The sequence below is a fragment of the Nitrospira sp. genome (genome assembly GCA_005116745.1).
Classification (GTDB): Bacteria; Nitrospirota; Nitrospiria; order Nitrospirales; family Nitrospiraceae; genus Nitrospira_D.
In genome coordinates this window covers 36,631-60,592 of sequence record SWDS01000007.1, presented here as the reverse complement: position 1 = coordinate 60,592, position 23,962 = coordinate 36,631, and the positions used below count along the sequence as shown (strand labels likewise).

The 23,962-nt window shown below is 53.3% G+C and carries 16 protein-coding genes and 1 tRNA gene; 15 read left to right on the top strand and 2 right to left on the bottom strand.

The window, feature by feature from the left end:
- Positions 1-188: 188 nt before the first annotated feature.
- Positions 189-842: a hypothetical protein gene (locus E8D52_11030; GenBank protein ID TKB67802.1), complete on the bottom strand. Its 654-nt coding sequence runs from the start codon at positions 840-842 to the stop codon at positions 189-191.
- A gap of 318 nt (positions 843-1,160) precedes the next feature.
- Here E8D52_11030 and E8D52_11025 point away from each other — a divergent pair, with 318 nt between their 5' ends.
- Entirely contained in the window at positions 1,161-1,487 is a 327-nt protein-coding gene (locus E8D52_11025) for a hypothetical protein (protein TKB67801.1), read from the top strand.
- Entirely contained in the window at positions 1,484-3,091 is a 1,608-nt protein-coding gene (locus E8D52_11020; protein ID TKB67964.1) for a recombinase, read from the top strand. Before E8D52_11025 ends, E8D52_11020 begins: the two co-directional genes overlap by 4 nt.
- On the opposite strand, the gene E8D52_11015 is transcribed toward E8D52_11020, so the two are convergent.
- Positions 3,042-3,118 (bottom strand) — tRNA-Arg (locus E8D52_11015). The genes E8D52_11020 and E8D52_11015 overlap by 50 nt on opposite strands.
- A gap of 515 nt (positions 3,119-3,633) precedes the next feature.
- On the opposite strand from E8D52_11015, the gene E8D52_11010 reads away from it, so the two are divergent.
- The 13 genes from E8D52_11010 (at position 3,634) to E8D52_10950 (ending at position 23,585) form a co-directional block, all read left to right on the top strand.
- Positions 3,634-3,951: a hypothetical protein gene (locus E8D52_11010; protein TKB67800.1), complete on the top strand. Its 318-nt coding sequence runs from the start codon at positions 3,634-3,636 to the stop codon at positions 3,949-3,951.
- Between the two features lie 74 nt (positions 3,952-4,025).
- The gene (locus tag E8D52_11005; GenBank protein ID TKB67799.1) at positions 4,026-4,364 is read left to right on the top strand and encodes a hypothetical protein; all 339 of its coding nucleotides are present in this window, start codon (positions 4,026-4,028) and stop codon (positions 4,362-4,364) included.
- 338 nt (positions 4,365-4,702) lie between these two features.
- Positions 4,703-7,507, top strand: coding sequence for a filamentous hemagglutinin N-terminal domain-containing protein (locus E8D52_11000; GenBank protein TKB67798.1), 2,805 nt, complete (start codon positions 4,703-4,705; stop codon positions 7,505-7,507).
- Positions 7,508-7,793: 286 nt separating this feature from the next.
- A complete protein-coding gene (locus E8D52_10995; GenBank protein ID TKB67797.1) occupies positions 7,794-7,994 on the top strand; it encodes a hypothetical protein in 201 nt (66 codons plus the stop codon).
- A gap of 78 nt (positions 7,995-8,072) precedes the next feature.
- Entirely contained in the window at positions 8,073-8,999 is a 927-nt protein-coding gene (locus E8D52_10990) for a hypothetical protein (GenBank protein TKB67796.1), read from the top strand.
- Positions 8,996-9,742 carry a hypothetical protein gene (locus tag E8D52_10985; GenBank protein ID TKB67795.1) on the top strand — a complete coding sequence of 249 codons (747 nt, stop codon included), beginning with the start codon at positions 8,996-8,998 and terminating at the stop codon, positions 9,740-9,742. Before E8D52_10990 ends, E8D52_10985 begins: the two co-directional genes overlap by 4 nt.
- Before the next feature lie 299 nt (positions 9,743-10,041).
- Entirely contained in the window at positions 10,042-12,624 is a 2,583-nt protein-coding gene (locus tag E8D52_10980) for a filamentous hemagglutinin N-terminal domain-containing protein (protein ID TKB67794.1), read from the top strand.
- Positions 12,621-14,435 (top strand): ShlB/FhaC/HecB family hemolysin secretion/activation protein, encoded by a 1,815-nt coding sequence (locus E8D52_10975; protein TKB67793.1) that lies wholly within the window; start codon positions 12,621-12,623, stop codon positions 14,433-14,435. Before E8D52_10980 ends, E8D52_10975 begins: the two co-directional genes overlap by 4 nt.
- Positions 14,435-16,780, top strand: a complete 2,346-nt coding sequence (locus tag E8D52_10970; GenBank protein ID TKB67792.1) for a CHAT domain-containing protein — start codon at positions 14,435-14,437, stop codon at positions 16,778-16,780. The genes E8D52_10975 and E8D52_10970 overlap by 1 nt, the downstream gene beginning before the upstream one ends.
- Positions 16,728-17,537: a DUF928 domain-containing protein gene (locus E8D52_10965; protein TKB67791.1), complete on the top strand. Its 810-nt coding sequence runs from the start codon at positions 16,728-16,730 to the stop codon at positions 17,535-17,537. Before E8D52_10970 ends, E8D52_10965 begins: the two co-directional genes overlap by 53 nt.
- A 1,229-nt stretch (positions 17,538-18,766) precedes the next feature.
- Complete coding sequence (locus E8D52_10960) at positions 18,767-19,738, top strand: hypothetical protein (protein ID TKB67790.1); 972 nt, start codon at positions 18,767-18,769, stop codon at positions 19,736-19,738.
- Positions 19,739-22,147: a GAF domain-containing protein gene (locus E8D52_10955; protein TKB67789.1), complete on the top strand. Its 2,409-nt coding sequence runs from the start codon at positions 19,739-19,741 to the stop codon at positions 22,145-22,147.
- Positions 22,137-23,585 (top strand): sigma-54-dependent Fis family transcriptional regulator, encoded by a 1,449-nt coding sequence (locus E8D52_10950; GenBank protein ID TKB67788.1) that lies wholly within the window; start codon positions 22,137-22,139, stop codon positions 23,583-23,585. Before E8D52_10955 ends, E8D52_10950 begins: the two co-directional genes overlap by 11 nt.
- The last annotated feature ends 377 nt before the right edge of the window (positions 23,586-23,962 follow it).

Genomic DNA, 23,962 nt, shown 5'->3' with positions numbered 1-23,962 from the left:
CCCAGCGGCACGCTAAGTCGCTGCCCCGGACGGCGCGTTGGCCGCGCCTTATGCTTTAGTACGGACCCATTATGTCAGAAGAAGGTGAAAGATTTATTAAATATGGAAATGGTTAAAGTTTTATTAAGGATTGATAAAATACGGCCAAAATTTGATCAATCCAGCGGCGCGAAATTTGGCTGAGAGGCTCACTTTTTCCCTATGAGGGATTCCCACCGCGTAAAGACATACGCCAACTGCTCCGGCTTTGCTGTTTTGATAGTTCCATCCAACCAGCCCCAGATTTTGCCTGAGCCAAGTCCGCGCGGCGCATCCTTTGCCCCCCTCATTAATGCATTGGGGCCAAAACCTGTTCTATTCTTTAGCTCATGAAGACGATCACGCTGGGCCGGTGTAATTTCGGCATAGCCGGACAGCACCCGTCTCGTGTTCAGGGCATCCGGCAAGGCGCTCCAGCGTTCTAAGACATACTTTAGATGATCCTTGCGATAGGATCGGCTACGGCCATCTAGCCATGCGGCGATGATATGAGGCCGCAACCCTTCCGGCTTGGCCGCAGCGTCTTTAAGCAAAGGTACTGGGCCAACCTTTGTACGGTGCCAATGCTCTTTCAATACATCCAAAATGTCTTCGGTGATTTTGCCAAATTCAAAAACGGGCAAGGCCTCCCATCTTCCAAGGACATACTTCAGGTGTTCCGGCGGCACAGATATCAATCGCCCTTCCAGCCAACTCTTAATGTGGCGCGGAGTAAGATTCTCAGGGCAGTCGCTCTGATTTTTGAGAAGCGCAACACTACCCACCCCCGTTTTCTCGCGATAGGATTTGAGCGTTTCAATCATTTCTTTCGTCAAGGGAACGCGGGTTATAGCTTCACCATGATCTTGAGCATGACATACTTTCTTCCGATCAGATCATTACTTGCCTTACCCGTCAACAGTGCCGCTTCGTGCATCGCCGCAAACAAATATGCCCGGAAACCCGCAGAATTCCGACATTTTTAACCTGCCATTAAATCTTTAGTTGTATTCTGGAAACAGATACAGCTCGTGCACGTATCCCGCCGACGACAGACTTTCAAACATTCAGTCTCTCTTTCGCGGATGACGCACCACACCGCCTGTTTCCCGGAAACAAGCCGGGATGCTGCTAAAACCATCATGGCCACGACTTTTCGGCCCCTACGGCTCTTGCAGCATTTATATGGTCTGCCCATGACGTTAGACGTTGAAAAATACAAACCCTTTCTCGCCGGAATGAATCTTTCCGATCAGGAACAGACTGAATTAATCCAAAGCGTCTGGGCCATTCTGGAAGGGTTTGTCGATCACGCCTTTGGGCAGCATCCCCTCCAGCAGTGCGGCAAAGTCCTTGAACATAATCATTTACAGGACCCAGGTGAATCCATAGAATCGGCGGGACACCACCCTTTCAATCAACAGAAACCCATCAGGTATGAAGACCTGAAAAGGATAGACCCGCCATGAAAAAACCTCCTAAATCCTTCGATCAATGGGAGCCGCAACCAGGCTCCAGGGCTGTGATTTACTGCCGCGTGTCCTCGCTCAAACAAGTCAGCGAAGGCACGGGGCTGGCTTCACAGGAAACCCGCTGCCGCGAGTTCGCGGGCCACAAAAAATATGAAGTCGTTCAGGTCTTTCACGATGAAGGCGTGACGGGCAGTTTGCTGGATCGCCCGAAGATGAAAGAAATGCTGGCCTTCCTGAACCAGCACAAGCGCAAGCAGCCGCATGTGGTCATCATCGATGACATCAGCCGTCTGGCCCGCGACATCGAAACGCACATCAAATTACGCGCCGCCATACGCAGCGCGGGCGGCAAGCTCGAAAGTCCCTCGATTGAGTTTGCCGAGGACTCCGATAGCCGCCTGGTCGAACACTTGCTGGCCTCCGTCGCTGCGCATCAGCGCGAGAAAAATAAAGAACAGGTGATGAACCGCATGCGGGCGCGGATGATGAACGGCTATTGGGTCTTCCAGGCCCCCATGGGATACCGCTACGAGAAGAAAGACGGGCACGGCAAGATTTTAGTGCGCGATGAGCCGGTCGCCAGCATCATGGCCGAAGCCATGGAAGGATACGCCTCGGGGCGCTTCCAGACCAAAAGCGAGGTCAAACGCTTTTTGGAATCCCAGCCTCTCTACCCCAAAAGCAAAAGCGGCGGTGTTCACTTTCAGCGTCTGGCCGATATGTTCTGCCGCCTCCTGTACACCGGATATATCGACTACCCGGAATGGGGCATCAGCCTGCAACCGGGCAAGCATGAGCCTCTGATTAGTTTCCAGACCTTCCAGGCCCTTCAGAGCCGCCTGAAGGGACAAGCGAAGGCTCCGGCACGCAAGAACCTCAATAAGGATTTTCCGCTGCGGGGTTTTGTGACCTGTGGCGGGTGCGGAAAGCCTTTGACCGCCTGCTGGGCTACTGGCCGTAGTGGGAAATATCCCTATTACCATTGTCAAAAGAAAGGCTGCCCTGCTACCGGCAAATCGACGCGGGCGGAAATCATGGAAGCGGAGTTCGAGACGCTGTTACAACAGCTTCGACCGTCCCCGGCTGTGTTTGCCATGGCCAGGGAGATGTTCAAGGAGCTGTGGGAGGACCGCCAGGACCGGCTTAAACAGGACGTGCATTCCCTGGAGGCGCAACGGCTGAAGATCGACCAGCAGGCTCAAAAGGTTGTAGAGCGTCTGATCCAGACCGAGAACCCCACGGCGATCAAACATTACGAGAGTGAACTCACGCGGCTGGATGAACAGAAAATTCTGCTGAAGGAAAAAATCCAGAGCTGCGGGCGTCCGCTCAAGTCCTTCGACGAAACTTATCGAACCGCGATGACGTTTCTTGCAAACCCTTGTTATCTCTGGAGTTCTGACCGGCTGGATGACAAACTAATGGTGCTAAGGCTGGTTTTTTCGAGGAAACTACCCTATGACCTGAATCAGGGTTATCGAACCGCCAAAAGCGAGGATTTATCCTTGCCCTTCAGCCTCTTAGGAAATCTCGAAAATAACAACTCCGAAATGGTGCGCCCGGTTGGAATCGAACCAACGACCCTCAGCTTAGAAGGCTGATGCTCTATCCGACTGAGCTACGGGCGCACTATTCAAGTACTGAGTCCTAAGTATCGAGCGTGATCAGATGTCTCCATAACCGCTCTGGACTCAGCACTGTCTGAGTAAGGCTAGTCTGAATCGTAAGGCAGGTCGACGTCAAGTAGAGTGGTGACGACCCACCGTGTTGAGACGTGGCTTCGATGGACCTCTACTTCCCTTACCACGCACGCATGAACCTCGTGGATCGATCCATGGTGAATCGGATTCGATCCAGAGTGTATCTGTTTAGGTTCACCACCGACCTCCCGTCCTCATGTCATTAACAGGAACTCTGTAAGAGAGAACACGCCACATTGGCCCGACAGTCCAGCTGTTTCGCGCATTACTGCAAACACCAGTATTGCTATCGCCGTCAGTGGCCTAGACCTTGCCTATGCAAACAGAACATCGAGTACGCTCACCAAACAGAAGACGGTGATGCGTTGCAACACCAGCGAGCGTACATCTAAGTGTCGCCGATTTGGTGTATTCGTTAACCAATATAAAAAGGAGGTCTTCACATGCCGCCCATCATTACCGTTCCAGCTGCCAACGGAGCGTCGCACACGACAGCCTACAGCTTTGTCCCCACCAATGCGCACGGAACCCACCCAGCCATATCAAACATCAGTCAGTGGAAGGTCACCGTCACAACTGCCATCTCCGGTGGAGGAACATTAAAGACACAAACCACATGGAAGACCGTCCCCATCTCGACATGCCTTGTGACTGGCTTACCTGCAGACAATGGCTTCTATTACTGTCAGGTAATATATCGAAAATCCGATGGCAGCACATGGGTGGGAACGAGCAATTATTTCAGGTCTCAGCCATCATAAGCATTCGGACACAGTCTGCCAGATTGACTACAATATGCACGTTAAACAAAGCCCTGTAGCGTAAAGGAGGCACCATGTTACAAGATCCAGTGAGTGACGCACATCGAGTGATACAGGACAGCTATGAGATCGTCCTCGATTCCACGGCTCATGATGTTCGGCGGGTCTGGGTCAGGTTTGGAACTTTGGGAAAAGAAGCTGAAGAGCCTACGTGGGATTTACTCACCGGACCATTTCAGCTCCAAACGGGTCTCACAAAGAAGCAGGTGATAAAGATCTATGACAGTCAACTTCCGGCCCCCGCCGTCAGGTGTTACTATCAACTGCTGTGTGAGATCGATGACGAGCACGGTGAACATGAGACGCTCATGACAACTCCAAGATTGCTTGCCGAAACAAATGGGGCGCTGTAATTGTCCTCCAATTTCACCGGCACGAGCAGGTTCTCTCTGCATACCCAGTGACAGCGGATAGCAGAAGGAGGGAGAACGGTTTTTCGTTGGCGCCGCCCTCCTTCGCATATCTAAACTGCTCCGCTCGATTATTCATCTCGACACCCCCGTCGAGAGCCACTAGTCCTTCTGCCTTCTTGCTGCAGTCGACGTCTTTGGCATTTCCAAAATAGACTCAACGTCACAGGGACATGCTCTCCGGCTCTTTGTGAAGCTGACAAAGAGAGAAGTAGTGTGCTAGAAGCCATTATGTGCGTACGCTCGTCGTGCAATCGCACTTGCTAGACGAAAACAGAATTATGCGAGTCATAACACCAGAGCTTCATCTGACGCAGTCGGGTACTCCCCCGACTCCACCCGTAGCCTACTCCAGATGGAGAGGCTGTATTCTTCTGGCGATGGTGTTTTATCTGCCAAGCCCCTGGTGCGTACCAGGGTTTGCTCAAACGGCACCTCCCATTACACCGTCAGGGCTTACAACGCAGGTTGATCTCTCCTCGACTCCACCAACTGGAAGAATGCAATACGACATCACCGGTGGAACCCGAGTGGGCACAAACCTGTTTCACAGTTTCGGCATCTTCAATGTTCCCACGGGCGCTATCGCAAACTTTCTGAACGACACCCGTTTGGATACGACGACTATTCTCAGCCGTGTCATCGGAGGGCAGCCCTCCACTATTTCTGGCGTCATTCAAACCAGTGGGTTTGGGCAGGCCAATCTCTTTCTGATGAATCCAGCTGGTATTGTCTTTGGTCCCAAGGCATCACTGAACGTAGGGGGATCGGTCGCCTTTGCAACAGCAGACTATGTGCGCTTCACCGACAATGGTCGGTTCCATGCTGTTCCCAATGCGGCAGCAGACGCCCTGCTGTCGACGACGCCTATCGCCGCCTACGGATTCTTGAGTGCCAATCCCGGTACCATCACCATCCAGGGCAGCGAACTGATCGCGTCAGAGATTTCGTTGGTTGGAAGAACCATCGCCATTGGACCCGACGCTCGGGATAATGGCACGGTCCAACGAGCACAACTCTCCGCACCGAACGGCACCATTCGGTTGGCCAGCGGAGTATCCCCCGGAGAATTCGATGCAATGACACTTCAGTCTGTTCCGAACCTGAACGAGGCTTCATTTACCTCGTTCGGTTCCATCGTCTTGGCACCAGGCTCAACCGTCAATGTCCGCGAGACGAGCAGGGTTTCAATTCAAGGAGGCCAATTAGTTCTAGATGTGAGCGAGGCGACAATCAGCACCGCTGGGCGCCTTGGGCCTCCCGGAACCATCGTGCTTAACACGGGCAGTCAGATGGTATCCGCCACCTCGGGCACTGAGCCTGGCGCCGACGTCCACATCATTTCGGAAGAGAGTGTAGCCCTGCGCGCAAATTCCTCGATCGCCACAAGGACAATGGGCGCTGGAGGCGGGGGACATGTCAGTGTCACAACACCCACCATTCTATTGCAGGCCGAATCGAACATCGTGACTGCCACTGGAGGACGTGGTGCCGCGGGAAATGTGGATCTTCAAGGGAATCAGATTACCCTCGCGACGAACAGTTCTGTTCTCACAGGCACACAAGCCGAAGGACGTGGAGGAGACATCACGATTCGAGGACTCACCGGAGCAGAAAGTCACGCGCAGGATGTAACCCTGTCTGACGCCAGCCGACTCGTGAGTGAAACTCTTGGTGACGGCGTCAATACCCAAGGGCCGGCCGGACAGATATTGATCAGAACGGAACGACTGAGCCTCAGTGGTGCCAGCCAGCTGAACAGCACCTCGCGCGGCAGCACGGGAGACGCCGGCAACATTTCGGTCAGGGCGACCGATTCCGTGAGAGTTTCCGGATCCGGCACACAACTCGTCAGCAACAGCATGGAGTTTTCGTCCGGTGATGCCGGACACGTATTGATCAATGCTCCCTTGGTCATGGTCGAGAACGGCGGCACCATCTCCAGCACAACAAGCCTCACCGGAAACGCCGGCCTGATTACGATTACTACCAACCGCCTTCAGCTGCTGTCTGGCGGAAGAGTGACCAGTCGCAGTCTGGTGGAGTTTCCCGAAACGCCCCCGACTGGTTCAGCCGGCACAGTGACGGTCCACGGCCTTACGCATTCCGTTGAATCCATCCACATCGACGGGTCCGGCAGTGGCATCTTCACCGATACGCAAGGGCAAGGCTTAGGCGGCACGATCACGCTTCGCGCGAACACCATTACCCTCGATAAAGGCGGTACAATCTCCACCGAAACAAGCGGGACTAGCCCCACCGCGACCGGCGGATCCATCATCATCCAAGCCACGGATCGGGTAGCGCTGACGCACCATGCCTCGATCAGGGCCGGCAGTATCGGCACAGCCGCCGGCAATGCGGGTGATATCACCCTCAACGCTGGCCAGCAATTGGAAGTGCGAGACGGCTCTTCCATCACGACGGCTACCGAGTCAACGCAGGCAAATGGAGGCAATATCACCATTCAGGCCATCGACCAGGTCCGGTTCGTGAATAGCACCCTCAGCAGCTCCGTTCGTGGCACCGACGGCAGCGGCGGGAACATCTTCATCGATCCCAAGGTGGTGGTCTTGCAGGGTAGTACTGTCACTGCGCAAGCGGTCGGAGGGGCCGGAGGAAACATTACGTTCGTCACTCCCCTGTTCTTGGCTGACTCTACCAGCGTCGTAAGCGCCTCCTCGCAACGCGGCCCCAGTGGCACCGTGACGATTCAATCGCCGACATCAAATTTGAGTGGTGCGGTCGGACAACTTGCATCGAAGACGAGTCTCCCGCAGGTACTCTTACATAACCACTGTATCGCCATGGCTGGTGGCGAGCAGAGCACCTTTATCCTTGCTGGACGAGAGTCCCTCCCCACCGAACCAGGTGGCTGGCTGAGTAGCCCGATTTCGATGGAACACTGGACCGGAGAGAACACGGAGCATGCCTCTGGCCTCATCGCGCGAAACCGAGGGTCCAAGTCATCGCCATCACTGGCTACACTAAAAGACAACGCTACCGTGCTATCGCTCCGACGGCTGACGCCGCCAGGTTTCTTAGTGCGAACATTTGCCAGTGGCTCCACAGACTGCTCTTCTTGACTGTCCACAATTGAGACAGTTGTGATCTTCGACGGCGAGCGATGCTCAAGATGATGTGTGGTGTATCGGTTTAGATCCACCCTGAATCCTTTTCGATTCAGCTTCCCTCTCAGCTCGCGCATCCACCATCATCAATCCTGCCCAGAGTGAAGGGGCATAACCCACACCATAGCCTACGTATTTTCATGATATGTAGGGACCACCCATTCGGGTCTGGTGATATGGCCTGCATTTTGCTGTTGCTACCAGATCATAGGGCTAAAAGGCCGATCACGTTAGGAGAGGGATGATGACGACATTCGGAGAGCTAGTGAATCTCAACGACCATGTTCGATTCGTCTTACTCAAGCCTCGTTTGTTGAAAAACACCACGCTCGACATGGAAAACATGAGCACAAGCCAGTGGAACGACGTATCGATGAAAGTGCGGCACCTCCCCTTGACTCGGCTAAGAACAAAAAGCCGTGGCGAGGATATTACAACTTGACTTAGGCCGAAGGACTCTATAGTACAGGGCACAATCTAGACACGTGGACCTACGCAAACTAGAGCCACAAGATACTGTGTGAAATTATTAGTTAGAATTTTTCAATCAGGCAGTGAGGAGATGTCGCTCAGAGCACACAATGGAAACAAGGTTACTCGGCATAGTGGGGTGCGGACAGTAAAGGATCGATCAAAGATGATGGGAATGACCATGCAGAAAACCCTTGGACTGTGCATTGCGTTGTGCCTTGGGCTCACTTCAGCATGCGTGAAGGTCGATGTCACAGTGACATCTTCAGATACTAGTCGTCTTGATAAGTGGCAGTCTTTGCCAAATAAGCCATCTATTTCGATCGAAAAGCTTGAGGAACTCCATGCTTCGAGGCCAGGTAAAAGACCGGTGTGCCCGCCTGACCGTTCATTGCCCATTAATCACGAAAAGCAACAAACGATAGCCTGGTGCTGGGCGGCATCGAGTCGGACGGTAATGGAATACCGCAACAAAAAGAAGATACAACCCGAACCTACCGCCCCCCAATGCGACATTGTGAAAAATGTTTTTGGCCTTCGTTTGGGTGGAGCCAATTGTTGTGAAAGAAAGAATTCCCCTGATTCTATTGATACTCCATGGACCTGTGTTCGAGGGGGTTGGCCACACTGGGTCCTCGATAACTATCAATTTGACTACGAGTGGGTGGATGGTCGGTTCGACAATTGGGACGTTTTAAAGACAGAGATATGCAACGACTATCCTTTTATTTCTGTCATTGAGTGGAGTGGAGGCGGTAAGCACACCCTTGTCGTCACCGGCTATCGAGAGTCACCAGCCAGTGCTGGCCTACAACGGGTAGTCGAAATAGAAGACCCCAATGAAGATGATAATCCACAGGATCTAACCTTTGACGAGTTTGTCCGTGGTTCTGCAAAGAAACCAGGTTGGTCCTATGAATTTTCTCATGACCGAACGTATGTGCAGATTGTTCCTATATCCACAGGCAAGCCATGACAATACGATCATTTTTATCTCTGACCGCCACGATCAGCATAATAGTACTTTCCAGCACAAGCGCAATTGCCGAGCCGATCGTTCAATCCATACCGACAACCCAAAAGCCAAATAGTCAGCTTGATTTTAATATGTTGCTAAACGCTTTCTTCAAGGCCGATGAGCAGGCTACCCGTCTCGCGCTAAACCAGAATCTAGAAATAGTTTCCTCACAATTGGGGAACAATCTCTTTCGGGCTAAGGAACTGGGATTTGGAACTGACCCAAAGAGTGCCAGGATACAACCCAAGGCCCTTCCATTCTTTATATTTTATGTGGGCCTGAAGAATCTACGCGAGTTTGATCCTGGCAAAGAGACATCTGATCTATTGATATTTACAAATCAACTGCTCTTTCCTGTTGAGATCAAAAACAAGGTTGAATCCTCAGTAACCATACGGCTGTTAGAGGAACATGGAGAAATGAGCAAAACGGACCAACCAACAGGATGGCGTATCACCCGCTGGGGGCGTCCTAAACTGATTAAGCAACTGACAGAAATATTACCCCCTCACACACAAGGCATTCTTGTATCGATTCCATCGCTTAACCGCAACTTTCTGGGCTATGTGGATGATACAGACCTTAAATTAGTGCCTCTGGCTTCTGATTACCTCTTCACGAAAGGACGTCCTTTGCCGGCCAAGGAAGCATTCCTGAAACTTACTCCTGAGGCAAATAATGCCGGCGACAGTCCGCGCTAAAAGGCAAATGGCTGACTGGCCTATTCATCCCTATACATAACGAAGGAGAGAGAACATGAAGAAAGAACGCAGGTGGTTTCAGATCGGTTCAGGGTTAGTACTTTCTTTATTGTTTCTTACGGTTCTCCCAGCATGTCATACACCCTTGATAGAGGTGAAGGTCGATGCCCAATGCGGGCCAAAGGGAGACAAGGAAGATCTACCCACAGGACCCGCGTCTCCCTCATGTAATTGGAACGGTGACACATGTACACATAAACCACAGGGTTGCGTGTGCCGTAAATGAAAATGCATGAGGTATGGGGCCAGATAACAATATGGGTACAATTACTCATCTGCCTGTTAGCGTAAACAAACTGGCAACAGTATTGTTCTTGATATTTGGTTCGGTATTGGTGGAAGACTTGTTTGTTTTTGCTGAAACACCTACTACTACCATCACTTACACGACAGGTGCTGGTGACCTCGGAACTAGGACGATAACACAGGATCACACGATCTTGATCGTCGGAGGAACCAGATCAGACCAGGGCAGCGGAACAAATCTTTTCCATAGCTTCAAGCAATTCAATGTGGGAGGCGGTGATACGGCCAAGTTTCTGAACACGACACCATCTCTCCACACCGACGCCATTCTCAGCCGGGTAACTGGAGGAAGCCTTTCGAGTATCTATGGCACCATCGATACCTCAAGTTATCCAGGCACGAATTTCTTTCTCATGAATCCAGCTGGGATCGTTTTCGGACCCAGCGCGATATTAAATGTAAGCGGTTCCGTCGCCTTTACGACAGCAGATTACCTGCGGCTTGCTAATGCCAATGGCTCAAATGCAGGAATTTTCCATGCAAACACGACAGCCACCAACCTATTAACCAGTGCTTCCGTCGCAGCATTTGGCTTCCTCGGAGAAAATCCGGTAGCCATTGAAGCTCAAGGAACTACGTTAGCCATGCAGCCTGGGCAATCAATTTCCCTTGTTGGTGGCAACATCACCGTTCAATCAGGCATGCTGATTGACAAAGCTGATCCATCAGCACCAGGAAATCAAGTTTATATCGGCAGCATCGCGTCGCCAGGAGAACTTTTGGCAGGAACCTTAGCCCCTGCGGAAAATATTATTCGGCAATTTCCAGGGACCCTTGGTACAGTTCACATCTCTCATGAATCAAAGATCGACACCAGCAACCAGAATGGCGGTACGATTCGCATCCGAGGAGGTCACCTGGTTGTTGATAACTCAAAAATCTTCGCAGGTAGTGGAGGCATCTCGTTCGATACGACTTCTATTTCACTCAAGAACTCTGCTTTGATTGGCACATATACAACCGCCACGGCAAATGCGGGCGATATTACTTTAAGAGCTGCAAGAGACATCAAGATGGATTCTCATGCGAGAGTCGAGTCCCAAACATTTGTTGCTTCGAGAGATGCTGGAAATATCACATTTAGAACCAGCCAAGGAAACGTTACTCTTTCTAATGATGCCACCATAACTTCCCAAGCATTCACTGGAGGCAGAAATGCCGGAAGCATTGAAATAGAGGCGCAGAATGGAGACATTCGCCTTGAAACTTCCTCACTTATCTTCCCCTCTACAGATCGAGAGGCTAAAGGGATAGGAGGCGTGAGGATTACCGCCAACAATCTCGAGTTGAGCCAAGCATCTCGAATTGATAGCGATAATAAAACGACACAAGTGGCAAGCCCCATAGATATTCTGGTGAGGGGTCGACTTAGACTAACTGGCGGCTCAGAAATTGAGAGCACTACTACCTTAGGTAAGGCCCGTGCGGCCGACATGATCATTAAAGCCTCGGAGATACAAATCTTGGAAGGAAGCAAGCTCTCTGCTAATGCTGAGGCGGCCAGCACTGGTGCAGGTGGAGGGATTAGTATTCAAGGTCTCGTAGGCTCAAGCGATTCGGTAACAGTGGATGGACCTGGCAGCGGAATTTTTACAGGCACTAAAGGCATCGGTCCTGGAGGAGCCATAGATCTAGTGACACGCTCTCTTTCCCTTCAGAACGGTGGCACGATATCAGCAGAAACGACCGGCACGAGTGCCAGTGCCATTGGCGGCTCGATCAATATAACTGCGACGGATCAGGTGACTTTGACCGATGGTGCTTCGATCACTGCTCGTAGCACGGGACCAGCCGACGCCGGCACCATCTCAATCAATGCAGGCCAACAGCTTGATCTCATGGGAAAGAGTTCAATCACAACCGAAGCCAAGCAAGCCAGCGGTGGGAACATCAATCTCCAGGCCACCGATCGTATCCGGCTTGTCGACAGTACCCTTAGTGCTTCAGTTTCTGACGGGCCAGGTGGTGGAGGGAATATCTCGATTGATCCAAAACTCGTTCTCTTCCAGAACAGTACTGTTCTGGCACAGGCTGACCAAGGCACAGGTGGTCGCATCGCAATCAGGGCAGATTCATTTGTATCTGATGCCAACACGGTCGTTAATGCGGATGCCGGGCGTGGGGTAAACGGAACGGTGACCATTCAATCGCCGACATCGAACTTGAGTGGAACGGTCGGCCAGCTCGTGTCCAAAACGAGTCCGCCTCAGGTGTTGCTACAAAACCGGTGCGTGGCTTTGGCCGGCGGCGAACAGAGTACCTTTCTTCTTGCCGGACGAGACACACTCCCTACCGAACCAGGCGGATGGCTCAATAGCCCAATTTCGATGGAACACTGGACCGGAAAGGACACAGAGCATGCCTCTGGTCTAATGGCGCGAAAGACAGAATCAAAAAGATTACCATCAATAGCCACGCACAAGAACGATCCCACAATTCTCTCACTGCGACGACTGACCCCACCAGGATTTCTGGTGCGGGCGTTTGCGACCGGCTCTACAGGCTGCCCTTCATGACAGTCGACCTTGGTAGATCGGTGCATCGAGCCCGGCGTCAGTATATCGTCCCAGCATTCCTGTCCAGCGGTATGCTTATGGCAACCCTAGTGACATCCTCGCCGGTTTTTGCGCAGGGAGCTCCTCAGGTCACTCCTCCTGTCTTCGATCCCACACTGCGATCCGGTGAGCCCCCTGCCCCACTCAAAAAAGAATTCACACCACCCTCCATGCCTCCACCGAGCCCCGTGCTGCCACCGGTGCCACCGACATCACCGGAGGACGGTGCGCAGCAACAGCTCGGCCAGATCCACGTGTTTGTAAAGACGATCCATGTCACAGGGAATACAGTCTTCTCGAGCGAGGAAATCAACGCCGTCACCAAACCCTATGAAAGCCGTAGTCTCGCCACTGAAGATCTGGAACAGTTACGGCTCGCACTCACGCTCTTATACGTCAATAAGGGTTACATTACGTCCGGTGCCGTCATCCCTGATCAAGACGTGAAAGATGGGGTGATTCAGATTCAGATCGTCGAGGGGGGCCTGGCACGAATCGACATCGAGGGAACGAACTGGTTTCGCCGAGGGTATCTCAGTGACCGCATTGCGTTGGGGGCCGGTTCCCCGCTGCAGATGGCCCCACTCCAAACGAGGTTGCAGTTCCTCCAACAAGATCCCCGCATTGAACGGATCAATGCTGAACTGCGTCCCGGCGACCAGCGCGGCCAAAGCATCCTGAACGTCAAAGTCAAAGAACAGAGTCCTTGGAAGATGTGGCTGGAGTTCAGCAACTACCAGACACCGGCCGTCGGAGCCGAGCGAGGGCTGATGACGGTTGCCCATCAAAATGTGACCGGCCATGGAGATCCTCTGAGCATCACCTACGGCGGCTCGCGCGGAGTGCATCCTGTTATCGATGTTGCCTACACGCTCCCGATCAACCGCTACGACACGACTTTCACCGCCTCTTATCGTCGGAACGAATTCGCCGTCGTCGAGAGTCAATTTCGAGCCCTGGACATCAACTCCACATCCGAAATCATCGGATTCACGCTCCGGCATCCACTTTATCGAACGCTGACCGATGAACTGGCCATCGCCATCACGGGCGAACGCCTCTACAATAAAGTGACGTCTATTTTTGACAACCCTGGCTCACCGTCGCCATTTATCAACGGCTCATCGGACACCGGCGTCAGTTCCGTGAGCGCTCTGCGCTTCGTTCAGGAGTACGTACATCGCACCGCCACGTCGGTCATCGCAGCACGCTCTCGATTTTCCGTGGGACTGGATGTGTTGAATGCCACCACGAATTCCGGCATCTCACCGAGCGGTCCTTTGCCGGACGGTCGCTTCTTTTCCTGGCTGGGACAGCTCCAGGCTGTTCGACGGTTTGACGACTGGTGGGGCATGCAGCTCTTGGGACAGTTTAATTTACAATTGGCCAACGATCGGCTCTTTCCGTTGGAGCAGATCCCCCTGGGAGGACGATTCAGTGTTCGCGGGTATCGCGAAAATACATTAATCCGAGACAATGGCTTTCTCTTTTCCGTCGAATCGCGATTTCCGCTCATCCGATATGCTAGTGGTGAACCGCTCTTGCAATTTGCTCAATTTGTGGACGTCGGTCGAGCCTGGCAAACCAAAGGCGAAACTCCCGATCCCCAGACCTTAGCAAGTGTCGGACTGGGATTGCGTTGGGCTGTCTTGCCACGAGATCGAGCGAGGTTTGAACTCTATTGGGGGGTGCCGCTCAATCACGTGACCCATCCTGCCGGCAACCTCCAAGACCATGGCATCCATCTCCAGGCAGTCGTCCAGGTCTTCTAATGACGAGAGACTCCATGCCGACCTTCAATCGATCATTGATTCAGTTCGTTCTACGAGGAACCATCATACTGTTGTTGGCAACCATCCCGGTTCTCATCGTGACACGATCAGACTCTCATGAAACATCATCTCCTGCCGGCCTAGCCATGAAAGAAGGTGCCCAAGCGTTCGAACGTGGAGCATTCGGTGAAGCGTTGTCTCATTGGAAACAAGCCGTGGAGCTCTACAAGGGTTCTGGAAACGCCCCGGCACAGGTCGAGGCCCTGGTCCTCTCGGCTCAGGCCTCCATGGGTTTGGGACAATCCAAACAAGCACTCCAGTCACTGGAGCTCGCGCTTGCGCTCGTACAGAAGAGTGGTGATCCGCTCATCGAAGCTCCCATCCTTGGGCATCTGGGACGGATCTACTTGGCCCTGCGGCAACTTCCCGAGGCCTCGGAATACCTCCAGCAAGCAGCCGACATCGCAAACAAGCAGAAGGCCTCGCCCCTCATGGCGACCACACTGAATGATCTTGGTATTCTTTCAGTCTTGAAACAGCAGGACAAGGGCGCACTGGACGCATTTCAGGACAGCGTGTCTCACGCACAGAGCGCTGGACTTCTCCTGCTCGCCGCAACAGCCCGCACGAACGCCGCGCGAGTCCTGCTGCGACTCGGCCAACCAGCCAACAGTCGCGTAGCCCTCGACGACGCGCTTGATCACTTAAAAGACTTGCCCCCATCTCGTGATCAATCACTCGGCTTGATCGGCATCGCGCTGGCCTACCAACACCTCACCCCTCAGCTGCCACAAGCTCATGACCCGCTCGTGCTGCGAACCGCGGGTGTGCTCCAGGAAGCGGCCACCCTCGCTGAGCAACAGGGCGACAAACGAACGCTGTCCTATGCCCTCGGATATCTTGGACATCTCTATGAAACAGAATTTCGCATGGACGAGGCGTTGCAGTTCACTAGGCGGGCCCTGTTCGTCGCGCAAGCAGTGGATGCTCCCGAGTCACTCTATCGTTGGCAATGGCAGTTAGGACGCCAGCTGGCCGCAACCGGGCAATTGGATAAGGCCATCGATTCCTATCGACAAGCTGCATCGACACTTCAACCGCTTCGCGTTGAACTCGCGCACGCCTCTTCTGACCGTCATGTCGCCGACCAAGACACCGTGAAGCCTCTATTCTTTGAGCTGGCCGACCTCTTGCTCCAACGAGCCTCACTGACGGAAGACGCTAAAGCAGCCGAAGGGTATTTGCTCTCCGCTCGCGATGCGATCGAAGCCTACAAAACAGCTGAGTTGCGGGACTATTTCAAAGATGACTGTGTCGACGCCGTGCGGTCCAGGCTGACCACATTTGATCGCTTGTCCTCGGACACCGCCGTGATCTATCCCATTATGTTCAGTGCACGGCTGGAACTGCTCATGAGCCTTCCGTCCGGTCTGAAGCGTATCTCAGTGCCTGTGACTGCTGAGCGATTGACACAGGAAATCCGGGAATTTCGCCGCCTGATTGAAAAACGTACGACGCGTGAATATGTGCCCCATGCGCAACAGTTGTACGACTGGCTGATCCGCCCGCTCGAAACTGACCTCTCACGGTTGAACATCACCACGTTGGTCTTCGTGCCGGATAGCGCCCTTCGAACCATCCCACTGGCTGCGCTCCACGACGGTGCATCGTTTCTGATCAGCAAGTTCGCGCTCGCCATGACACCCGGCTTGACGTTGACCGACCCACGACCGCTGAACCGCGACAAGCTCCGGTTTCTCACAGCGGGCCTTACCAAATCGGTCCAGGGATTTCCCGCTCTTCCCTACGTCGCAGACGAGATCGAATCCATCCAACGGCACTATAAGAGCGACCAACTGCTCAACAACGCCTTTCAAGCCTCCAGACTGGAACGGGAATTGCGTGAAGGACGGTATGGTGGCCTGCATATCGCCACGCACGGCAGGTTCTCGACTGAGGTGAACGATTCGTTTCTCCTGACCTTCGATGGGAAACTGACGATGCAGACCCTCGACCAACTGATCGGCCTCTTTCGGTTCCGGCAAGAGCCACTCGAACTATTGACCTTGAGCGCCTGCCAAACCGGTGTCGGCGATGATCGTGCCGCGCTTGGCCTGGCCGGCGTCGCGCTGAAGGCCGGAGCCCGCAGCGCCTTAGCCACCCTCTGGTTCATCAATGACGAAGCATCGGCCACACTAATCTCTGAATTTTATCGACAACTGCGCAATCCCGATCGCTCGAAAGCCGTGGCACTCCAACGTGCGCAGTTGAAGCTGTTGAGCGACAGGATTTATGAACATCCGGCCTACTGGTCGCCATTTCTGCTGCTCAATAATTGGCTGTGAAAGGAGGATCACCGTGAAGTGCGTATTAATCATAGGGTTGAGCCTTTTCCTGACTATCGCGGAAGTCTACCTCCTCAACGCCGCCGATGCGCCGACAGCAGCGACGGCCGGTCAACAGGATGACCAGCAGCCTCCCATTTACACACTGCCCAAGAAACTGACTCCTCGCGCGCGAGTCGGAGGCACATTGCGGGGGACTGAAGGCCATGAGCCAGAACTTGTCGCGTTGGTGCCTGACCACGTAGGCCTGACTGTGAGACAAACCCCCACACTCAATTGGTATCTCTCAAAGTCAACGGCCTATCCCTTACGATTTACACTCAACGACACCCAAAAAATTGCCCCCCTCTATGAAGGCCCCCTTCCTACTCCCATGAAAGCAGGGGTCCAATCGATTGATCTCAAGACTCTAGGACTCACGCTTGAACCGAACGTCCAATACCGCTGGTTCGTATCGGCCAGGCGCAACACAGACTCCCATTCGGAAGATATCGTCGCCGGTGGGATGATCGAGCGATGCGAGTTCAGCGAATGCTTGACGATCACCTCAGTGAACCTGACCTGCGACCGGGAGAGCGTGCGCACCAATGCCCTCATCGGGTTCTGGTACGATGCGATGGGCTGTGTCTGTTCGTTGATTGAAAAAGAACCAGCGGACCCGTCGCTTCGGAGGCTGCGCGCGGCCCTCCTGAGGCAAGTTGGCCTCAACGGCGTAGCGGACTGGGATCTCAGATCCATTCAGACCATGAGTAAATAGATCTTCACACGCAACTCCTCGTTTATGTCTTCTATCAGGCTGCGGGAAAACTTATTCTTCCCACTGTAGCCGTCACGAATATCGAGAGTTGAGACGACGCTGAGCAGCCATGCAGGATGCGCAAAAAGGCTGTCCAGCAAGGCCGCAGCGAGCGAAGAGGCGAATCGTACTCTGTGCCGTACGTTGAGCCCTGAGTGATGCGAGAACGCCGCTGGCGGGTTTTTTCCGCATCCTGCTAGAGGAATACATCGTGTGGCTCTCGGCGTCGCTATCTCCATCAACAACAGCTCCAATCAGCTGATCCCATTGCTACCCTGGGTTCGCTCCAATCACCTGAATCATATTTGATTCAGGTTGAATCTCTTTAGATACACCCTGATAGGAGACTTTTTTCGAGACCGACAAGTCCACATCTCAACTGCCCCCTCAAAAGACAGCTGTAACTGACGAAACGGCCTATCTAAATCCTACAATAGCCATGGTACGGAGCTTGCTGTATCGCAACTATTCAAGCGCATTCCATCGGTAGTACTCGTTCTCACTGAGCGGATACAGAGGTGAGTTGATGGTTCGTGACTTGCAGTTGCAGTATCCATCCAGAACAGAACCACCCATATCTGAATCATGACACGGTCGACCTGCAGTAAGAGAGCATTGCACAGAGGTCACTCGCCGCTCCATGTCACAGCCTTTACCACATCATCCCTCGCATGAGACGAAGAAGGATAACAAGAAACATCCTTACCATGTTGCAGCTCGCCGGCAATCAACAGCATATCCACGTGGCGCCCAGAGGAGTCCTCTGTCCCGCTTACTCGCTGCTAAACCTCCTCCCATCTCCACAGTATGATGTCGTTCGCGACCTCCACGCTGTCGACATTCCTATGTCCACACTCATGAAGCCTGGATGTGGGCAAGACCATCGAGGAACCTTCTTCAGAGCCTGTAGCAGTTTGCTCGACCTTCGAGGCGCGCCTAGGTTTTTGAAGCAGCAAGCGGCGGGAAGATACTTACGGGACGCCGAAGTAGCAGTTTCCGATTTTAACGCATTGAACAACAAGCACAAAGAACATCCCTTGGACAATACAATCGGCAGTTGAGTCATAGGCTGGTTAACAGTACGATTTTAGCGGTACTTGTCGAGAGTGAGAACGTGCTCTCATGCGACATTTTGATAGCTCTAGGGATTCGTCTTTTACAGTATCTTGAAATTCTGCCAGAGTGACACGATGATGACGGAACTCCCCTTCAGAAGCCGAGGAAAGAGAAACTTGCGTTCGCTGCATATCTGGCTGGGGTCCTTCATACTCATCGCGCTTTATTGTTCTGCCCCTCCCCAAGCCACCGCTGCCGGCACCGAAATCGCCATCCTCAAATCATCCGACCTGAAAGCCTACAACGATGCGATCGAAGGATTCAAGGCAACAGCGCCAGGCGATGCAACCTATATGGAATATGATCTGCGCGGTGATCTTGATCAAGGGAAACACCTTGCTAGGAAGATTCGCGCGACGAACTCTTCTGTCGTGGTTGCGGTCGGCCTGAAGGCGGCGCTGGCGGCGAAATTAGAGATCGTGGATATCCCGATTCTCTATATGATGATTCTCGACCCCTTGAAACATCGCCTCACGGCTGACAATATGACCGGAGTCCTACTGGAAATTCAGACGGACCGTCAGTTCAAGATCATGCGCACGTTCCTCCCTAGCCTGCGCCGGATCGGCATGATGTACGACCCCGACAAGTCTGCACCCAAGTTGAAGGAGGCAGCATCGCGAGCCTCTACCTATGAGTTTCGCTTGCAGGGGTTTCCGGTTGAACATGAGAAAGATGTTCCACAGCAACTACGGACGCTCTTATCCGAATCGGAAGCTTTGTGGCTCATTCCAGACTCGACCGTCCTGACGGACGAATCGATCCGCTTCATCCTCGAATCCTCAGTGGCCAAGCAGGTTCCCGTCATCGGTTTTTCGTCTGAGTTTACGCGCCTTGGCGCCCTGCTCAGTATGTCGATCGACTACGGCGAAGTCGGTCGAGAAGCCGGTCTCTTGGCCAAGCGCATCGTGAATGGCGAACGACAGTTGCCGCTCAAGCCAATCTCTGTTCAACGGATCAGAATCACAGTGAATCAGAAGACGGCGCGGTATTTGGGCATCACAATTCCCAAAGAGCTGGAAAGCATGATCGACGAGACCTATTGAATGGACCAGTCCATGAGCAGCACAACGCTCCAGGTAGACCGGAATCCAGAATCAAGGCCGACCGGTCGATTCTTCGGCCTCCGCATGAAATTCGTGGTCCTGTTCAGCTTGATTCTCATCATAACCTGCTCATCCTTGAGCTGGTATTTCATAGAATCCAGGCGCCACGCGATGACAGACAGCCTGGAAGAACTGGGAACAATCTTGCTGACCAACACCGTACGCAATGAACACTTCCGTATTGCCGGGGTTGTACTTGAAGATCGCGTCACGCTTGATCAATTTGTACAAAGTCTCATGGCCATTGATCACATCGTCTATGTGGTCATCACCACAGCCGATGGCCGCATTCTGGACCAGCAGAGCAAACGAACGCAGAAACCGTCCAATAGATCCCCTCAACCAGCCCCACAGCCGGTCTATCCTAATGATCGAATCTCAGAATCACTGCTGCAGGCTCCACTGACGACTCCGCTCATGACCCAGCTCATATTTTCCTCAGAGCAGACGCTCACCCCTCAAGATGAATCCTCAGACTGGCTTCTGCCCTTTCTCCTGAGAGAGGAAACTCTCTACGACTTCGCCATGCTCGTCCTCCGTAAATCTGTGACCGAGACTGCCATGCCTCAGCTCTCAGTCGAAGTGGAAGAAAACCGTGTCCCTCTGCCGATGAGACGCTCTCCGGTCGTCGGCCTCGTGCGGATCGGAATTACGGATGCACAGGCCAAGAAAGCCTTACTGGAAGTCGTGCACAATGTGTCGCTTCTCACGATACTCATTATCACGGCAGGCCTCTTCAGTGCGTCACTACTCACGTCGCGCATTACGACGCCGCTCCGAATCCTCGCCAACTCGGCTCGCCAACTCGCCAAAGGGGATGATGCACCAGCGGCTCTTCGTGCATCCACTCACGATGAGGTTGGTCAGCTGACCGATATGTTCAACGTGATGACGCAGTCCTTGCATGATCGCAATCAAGCCATCACGATGAATATCAAAACGATCCGGCGGCAGGTCATGCACTTGACCACGGTGCATCAGGCCAGCACCGCAATCGCAAGCACCAGCATGCTGAACATGAGTCAGCTGCTCGAGACCGTGCTCCAACTACTCGTCGAGAACCTTGGTTTTTCCAGAATGGCATTTCTCCTTTACCACCCCGACCGAAACGGAGCTTCCATCGCTCGAATGATTGGAGTTCCACCGGAGATTGAGCAAGCAGCTCGAAAGCTTACTATCCCTATCGTGAAAGACGGCTTCTCGGAGGAGCTACTTATTCACGGCAAACCGCTACTGATTCATGATATCGAAACTGTCGCTCATCGCTTATACCCACCAGTGCTCGCATTGATGCGCCATTCAGGTTTAGAGTCGATCGTTGCGGTACCACTCCAGAACCATGGCAAGATCCTCGGATACTTAGCCGGTGATCGAGGTCCTCTCAAATGTAGAGAAGATGATCTTCATATTTTACTGACGATCGCTGGCCACGTGGCGGCTGCTATCGACAATGCCAAGACTTATTCTGACTTAACCGAGCTTACCCAACATCTGGAAGAGCGTATCGAGCAACGGACCGACGAGCTGTCGCGCGCCAACACACAGCTCCAGGAACATGATCGGCACCGGTCAACGTTTCTCTCTGTCGTCTCACACGAGCTGCGAACGCCCATGACGGCGATTCGCAGCTTTGCGGAAAATATGTTAGACGGCGTGACGGGGCCGCTGACCGAACTGCAACATACCTATCTCACACGTATCCAACACAATGTCGCCCGCCTTGGGAGAATCATCGTGCAACTGCTCGATTGGTCGCGTCTCGATACCGAAAGCGTCCAGCTTCGTGTGGAGGAAGTCTGCATCCACCAGATCGCAACGATCACGGCTGACAGCTTACAGATGGTGGCCGGCGAGAAAACCGTAACCCTTACCGTGGCGTCGGCCGAGTCGCTTCCACCGGTCCAAGGTGATCGCGACAAGTTGGAACAAATTCTGTGGAACCTCATCGGGAATGCGATTAAATTCACCCCGGCTGGCGGTCGTGTGACGGTGGAGTTTTGCGTGTCGCCACCAGGCTTCGTACAAACGTGTATTGCCGACTCCGGCTGCGGGATCGACCCGTCCTACCTGCCGAACATTTTCGAGGAGTTTTCCAGGGTGCCGTCAGCGATGCCCACGTCACAGGGTGCGCAACTTGGCCTCTGGATTACAAAGACACTCGTCACCATGCATCGTGGACAGATCTGGGTAGAGAGTCAACCGGCGGTCGGGTCACGCTTTTATTTCACGCTCCCACTCGCTGGGTCACAGAATGAACCGGCAAAACAACCTGACGAGCCAGTGGCGTCCCAGTCGTGTGCGAGCCCAACGTTGTCTATTTTGAAAGGAGCAACCGACGATGCGCGCTAAAATTCTTGTTGTCGACGACGACCCCGATATCCTCCTGAGCTTGCAGAATCGTGTCAGTTTTATGGGACACGAGCCCCTAACGGCGACGAACGGCAGGGATGCCTTGCGCTTTATTGGGGAAGAGGAACCAGATCTTGTCCTGCTGGACTTGAAAATTCCAGAGATAACCGGGCTTGACGTGTTACGGCAGGTCAGTGCGGCATCAGTTCCGAGCGAACCAACAGATGAGGAGGCAGCCCAGACACCCCCCTATACGACCCCGCTGATCGTCATACTGACTGCATATGGAACCATCGAACTCGCTGTACAAGCTATGCAACTCGGCGCCTTCGACTTTGTGCCGAAGCCATTCACCTCGGACCACCTCACCGTCGTCATCAACAAGGCCTTGGCCACCGTCGCCCTCCACCGACACGTCGATTCGCTCCGCAAGGAGGTCGATGATCAGTTCGAACCGATCGTCTCGACCAGCAAGAAAATGAGCGAACAACTGGCTGTGGCCAAACAGGCGGCGCCTTCCTCCGTGACCGTCTTGTTGCTTGGCGAAACGGGGACAGGGAAAGAAGTCGTCGCCCGCGCCATTCATCGGTGGAGCCCTCGCTCCACGAAACCATTTATTGCCGTCAATTGCGCTGCTTTCCCTGAGAACCTACTGGAGAATGAGCTCTTTGGCCACGAGAAGGGTGCGTTCACCGGAGCCATCAAGCGGGAGCCCGGAAAAATCGAGATCGCCGAGGGAGGCACGCTGTTTCTTGACGAGATCGGCGATATGCCCCTCACCATGCAAAGCCATCTCTTACGAGTTCTGCAAGATCGGACATTCTACCGTGTCGGTGGAACGCAAGAAGTACAGGCCAACGTGCGTTTTCTCGCCGCCACGAATAAAGATCTGAAACAGGCGATTCATCACGGCACGTTCCGCGAAGACTTGTACTTTCGCCTTGCCGTAATTCCTCTCGCCCTGCCGCCACTCCGGGAACGGATGGAAGATCTTTCTGCGCTGATCCACCATTTCCTCAACCGGCCCAGTCATGTGGGTCCGTGCAAACACCTGACGCTCAGCGATGCCGCGTTCCAAGCGCTGCATCAGTACTCCTGGCCAGGCAACGTGCGTGAACTAGAAAACGTCCTCACTCGTGCGTTGATCTTATGCCCCGGCGACACGATTGGACCAGAACACCTCGCTTTGACTGCTCCAACGACGTCAAGAATCGCCACATCCCCAGTAAATCAGGAGCCTACTTCTGACATACTATTTTTCTCCTATCATAAGAGTATGGACGCCTATAGCCAGAAACTCCTTGAGGCGGCCTTAAATCGGAATGGGTGGAATCAGACAAAGACGGCAGCCGAACTCGGTCTGCAACGGACCTACCTGACCAAACTGCTCCGGCAGAAGCAGATTCCAAGCAAGCCGCCTACTGATCCCTCAGACTGAAAGAACAATACTCCTACAAAAGCTTCATCTCGCCGTTCGATTTCTCACCATATCATCGACCGTCGTTTCCCCACGTCCGCATCTAATTTGATCCATCCTGGAATCCATTCAGATTCAGGTACATGTCGCCACAGCATGGGCCTCTCTGTGCAAGTGCTGAAAATATTAGAAGTAAGATGCCTGTCGCGCGTGGCCTAAGAAATGCTTAGTCCTTGGCATGAAGAAATGATCACCATGGAATTCGGACTTCATGATCGACCACTTCGACCTCCATGTGAATGAATCACGAGGGAACATAGAAAGAACGGGTATGAATATGCTGAGTGATGAGATGGCTATGTTAACGATTTCTGGCGCGATATGTTTCGCAGTGACGA

Bases quoted from the DNA above. Each gene is read 5' to 3' on its own strand.
- E8D52_11030 (TKB67802.1), bottom strand. From the start codon at position 842: ATGATTGAAACGCTCAAATCCTATCGCGAGAAAACGGGGGTGGGTAGT.
- E8D52_11025 (TKB67801.1), top strand. From the start codon at position 1,161: ATGGCCACGACTTTTCGGCCCCTACGGCTCTTGCAGCATTTATATGGT.
- E8D52_11020 (TKB67964.1), top strand. From the start codon at position 1,484: ATGAAAAAACCTCCTAAATCCTTCGATCAATGGGAGCCGCAACCAGGC.
- E8D52_11010 (TKB67800.1), top strand. From the start codon at position 3,634: ATGCCGCCCATCATTACCGTTCCAGCTGCCAACGGAGCGTCGCACACG.
- E8D52_11005 (TKB67799.1), top strand. From the start codon at position 4,026: ATGTTACAAGATCCAGTGAGTGACGCACATCGAGTGATACAGGACAGC.
- E8D52_11000 (TKB67798.1), top strand. From the start codon at position 4,703: ATGCGAGTCATAACACCAGAGCTTCATCTGACGCAGTCGGGTACTCCC.
- E8D52_10995 (TKB67797.1), top strand. From the start codon at position 7,794: ATGATGACGACATTCGGAGAGCTAGTGAATCTCAACGACCATGTTCGA.
- E8D52_10985 (TKB67795.1), top strand. From the start codon at position 8,996: ATGACAATACGATCATTTTTATCTCTGACCGCCACGATCAGCATAATA.
- E8D52_10980 (TKB67794.1), top strand. From the start codon at position 10,042: ATGGGGCCAGATAACAATATGGGTACAATTACTCATCTGCCTGTTAGC.
- E8D52_10975 (TKB67793.1), top strand. From the start codon at position 12,621: ATGACAGTCGACCTTGGTAGATCGGTGCATCGAGCCCGGCGTCAGTAT.
- E8D52_10970 (TKB67792.1), top strand. From the start codon at position 14,435: ATGACGAGAGACTCCATGCCGACCTTCAATCGATCATTGATTCAGTTC.
- E8D52_10965 (TKB67791.1), top strand. From the start codon at position 16,728: ATGAACATCCGGCCTACTGGTCGCCATTTCTGCTGCTCAATAATTGGC.
- E8D52_10960 (TKB67790.1), top strand. From the start codon at position 18,767: ATGATGACGGAACTCCCCTTCAGAAGCCGAGGAAAGAGAAACTTGCGT.
- E8D52_10955 (TKB67789.1), top strand. From the start codon at position 19,739: ATGGACCAGTCCATGAGCAGCACAACGCTCCAGGTAGACCGGAATCCA.
- E8D52_10950 (TKB67788.1), top strand. From the start codon at position 22,137: ATGCGCGCTAAAATTCTTGTTGTCGACGACGACCCCGATATCCTCCTG.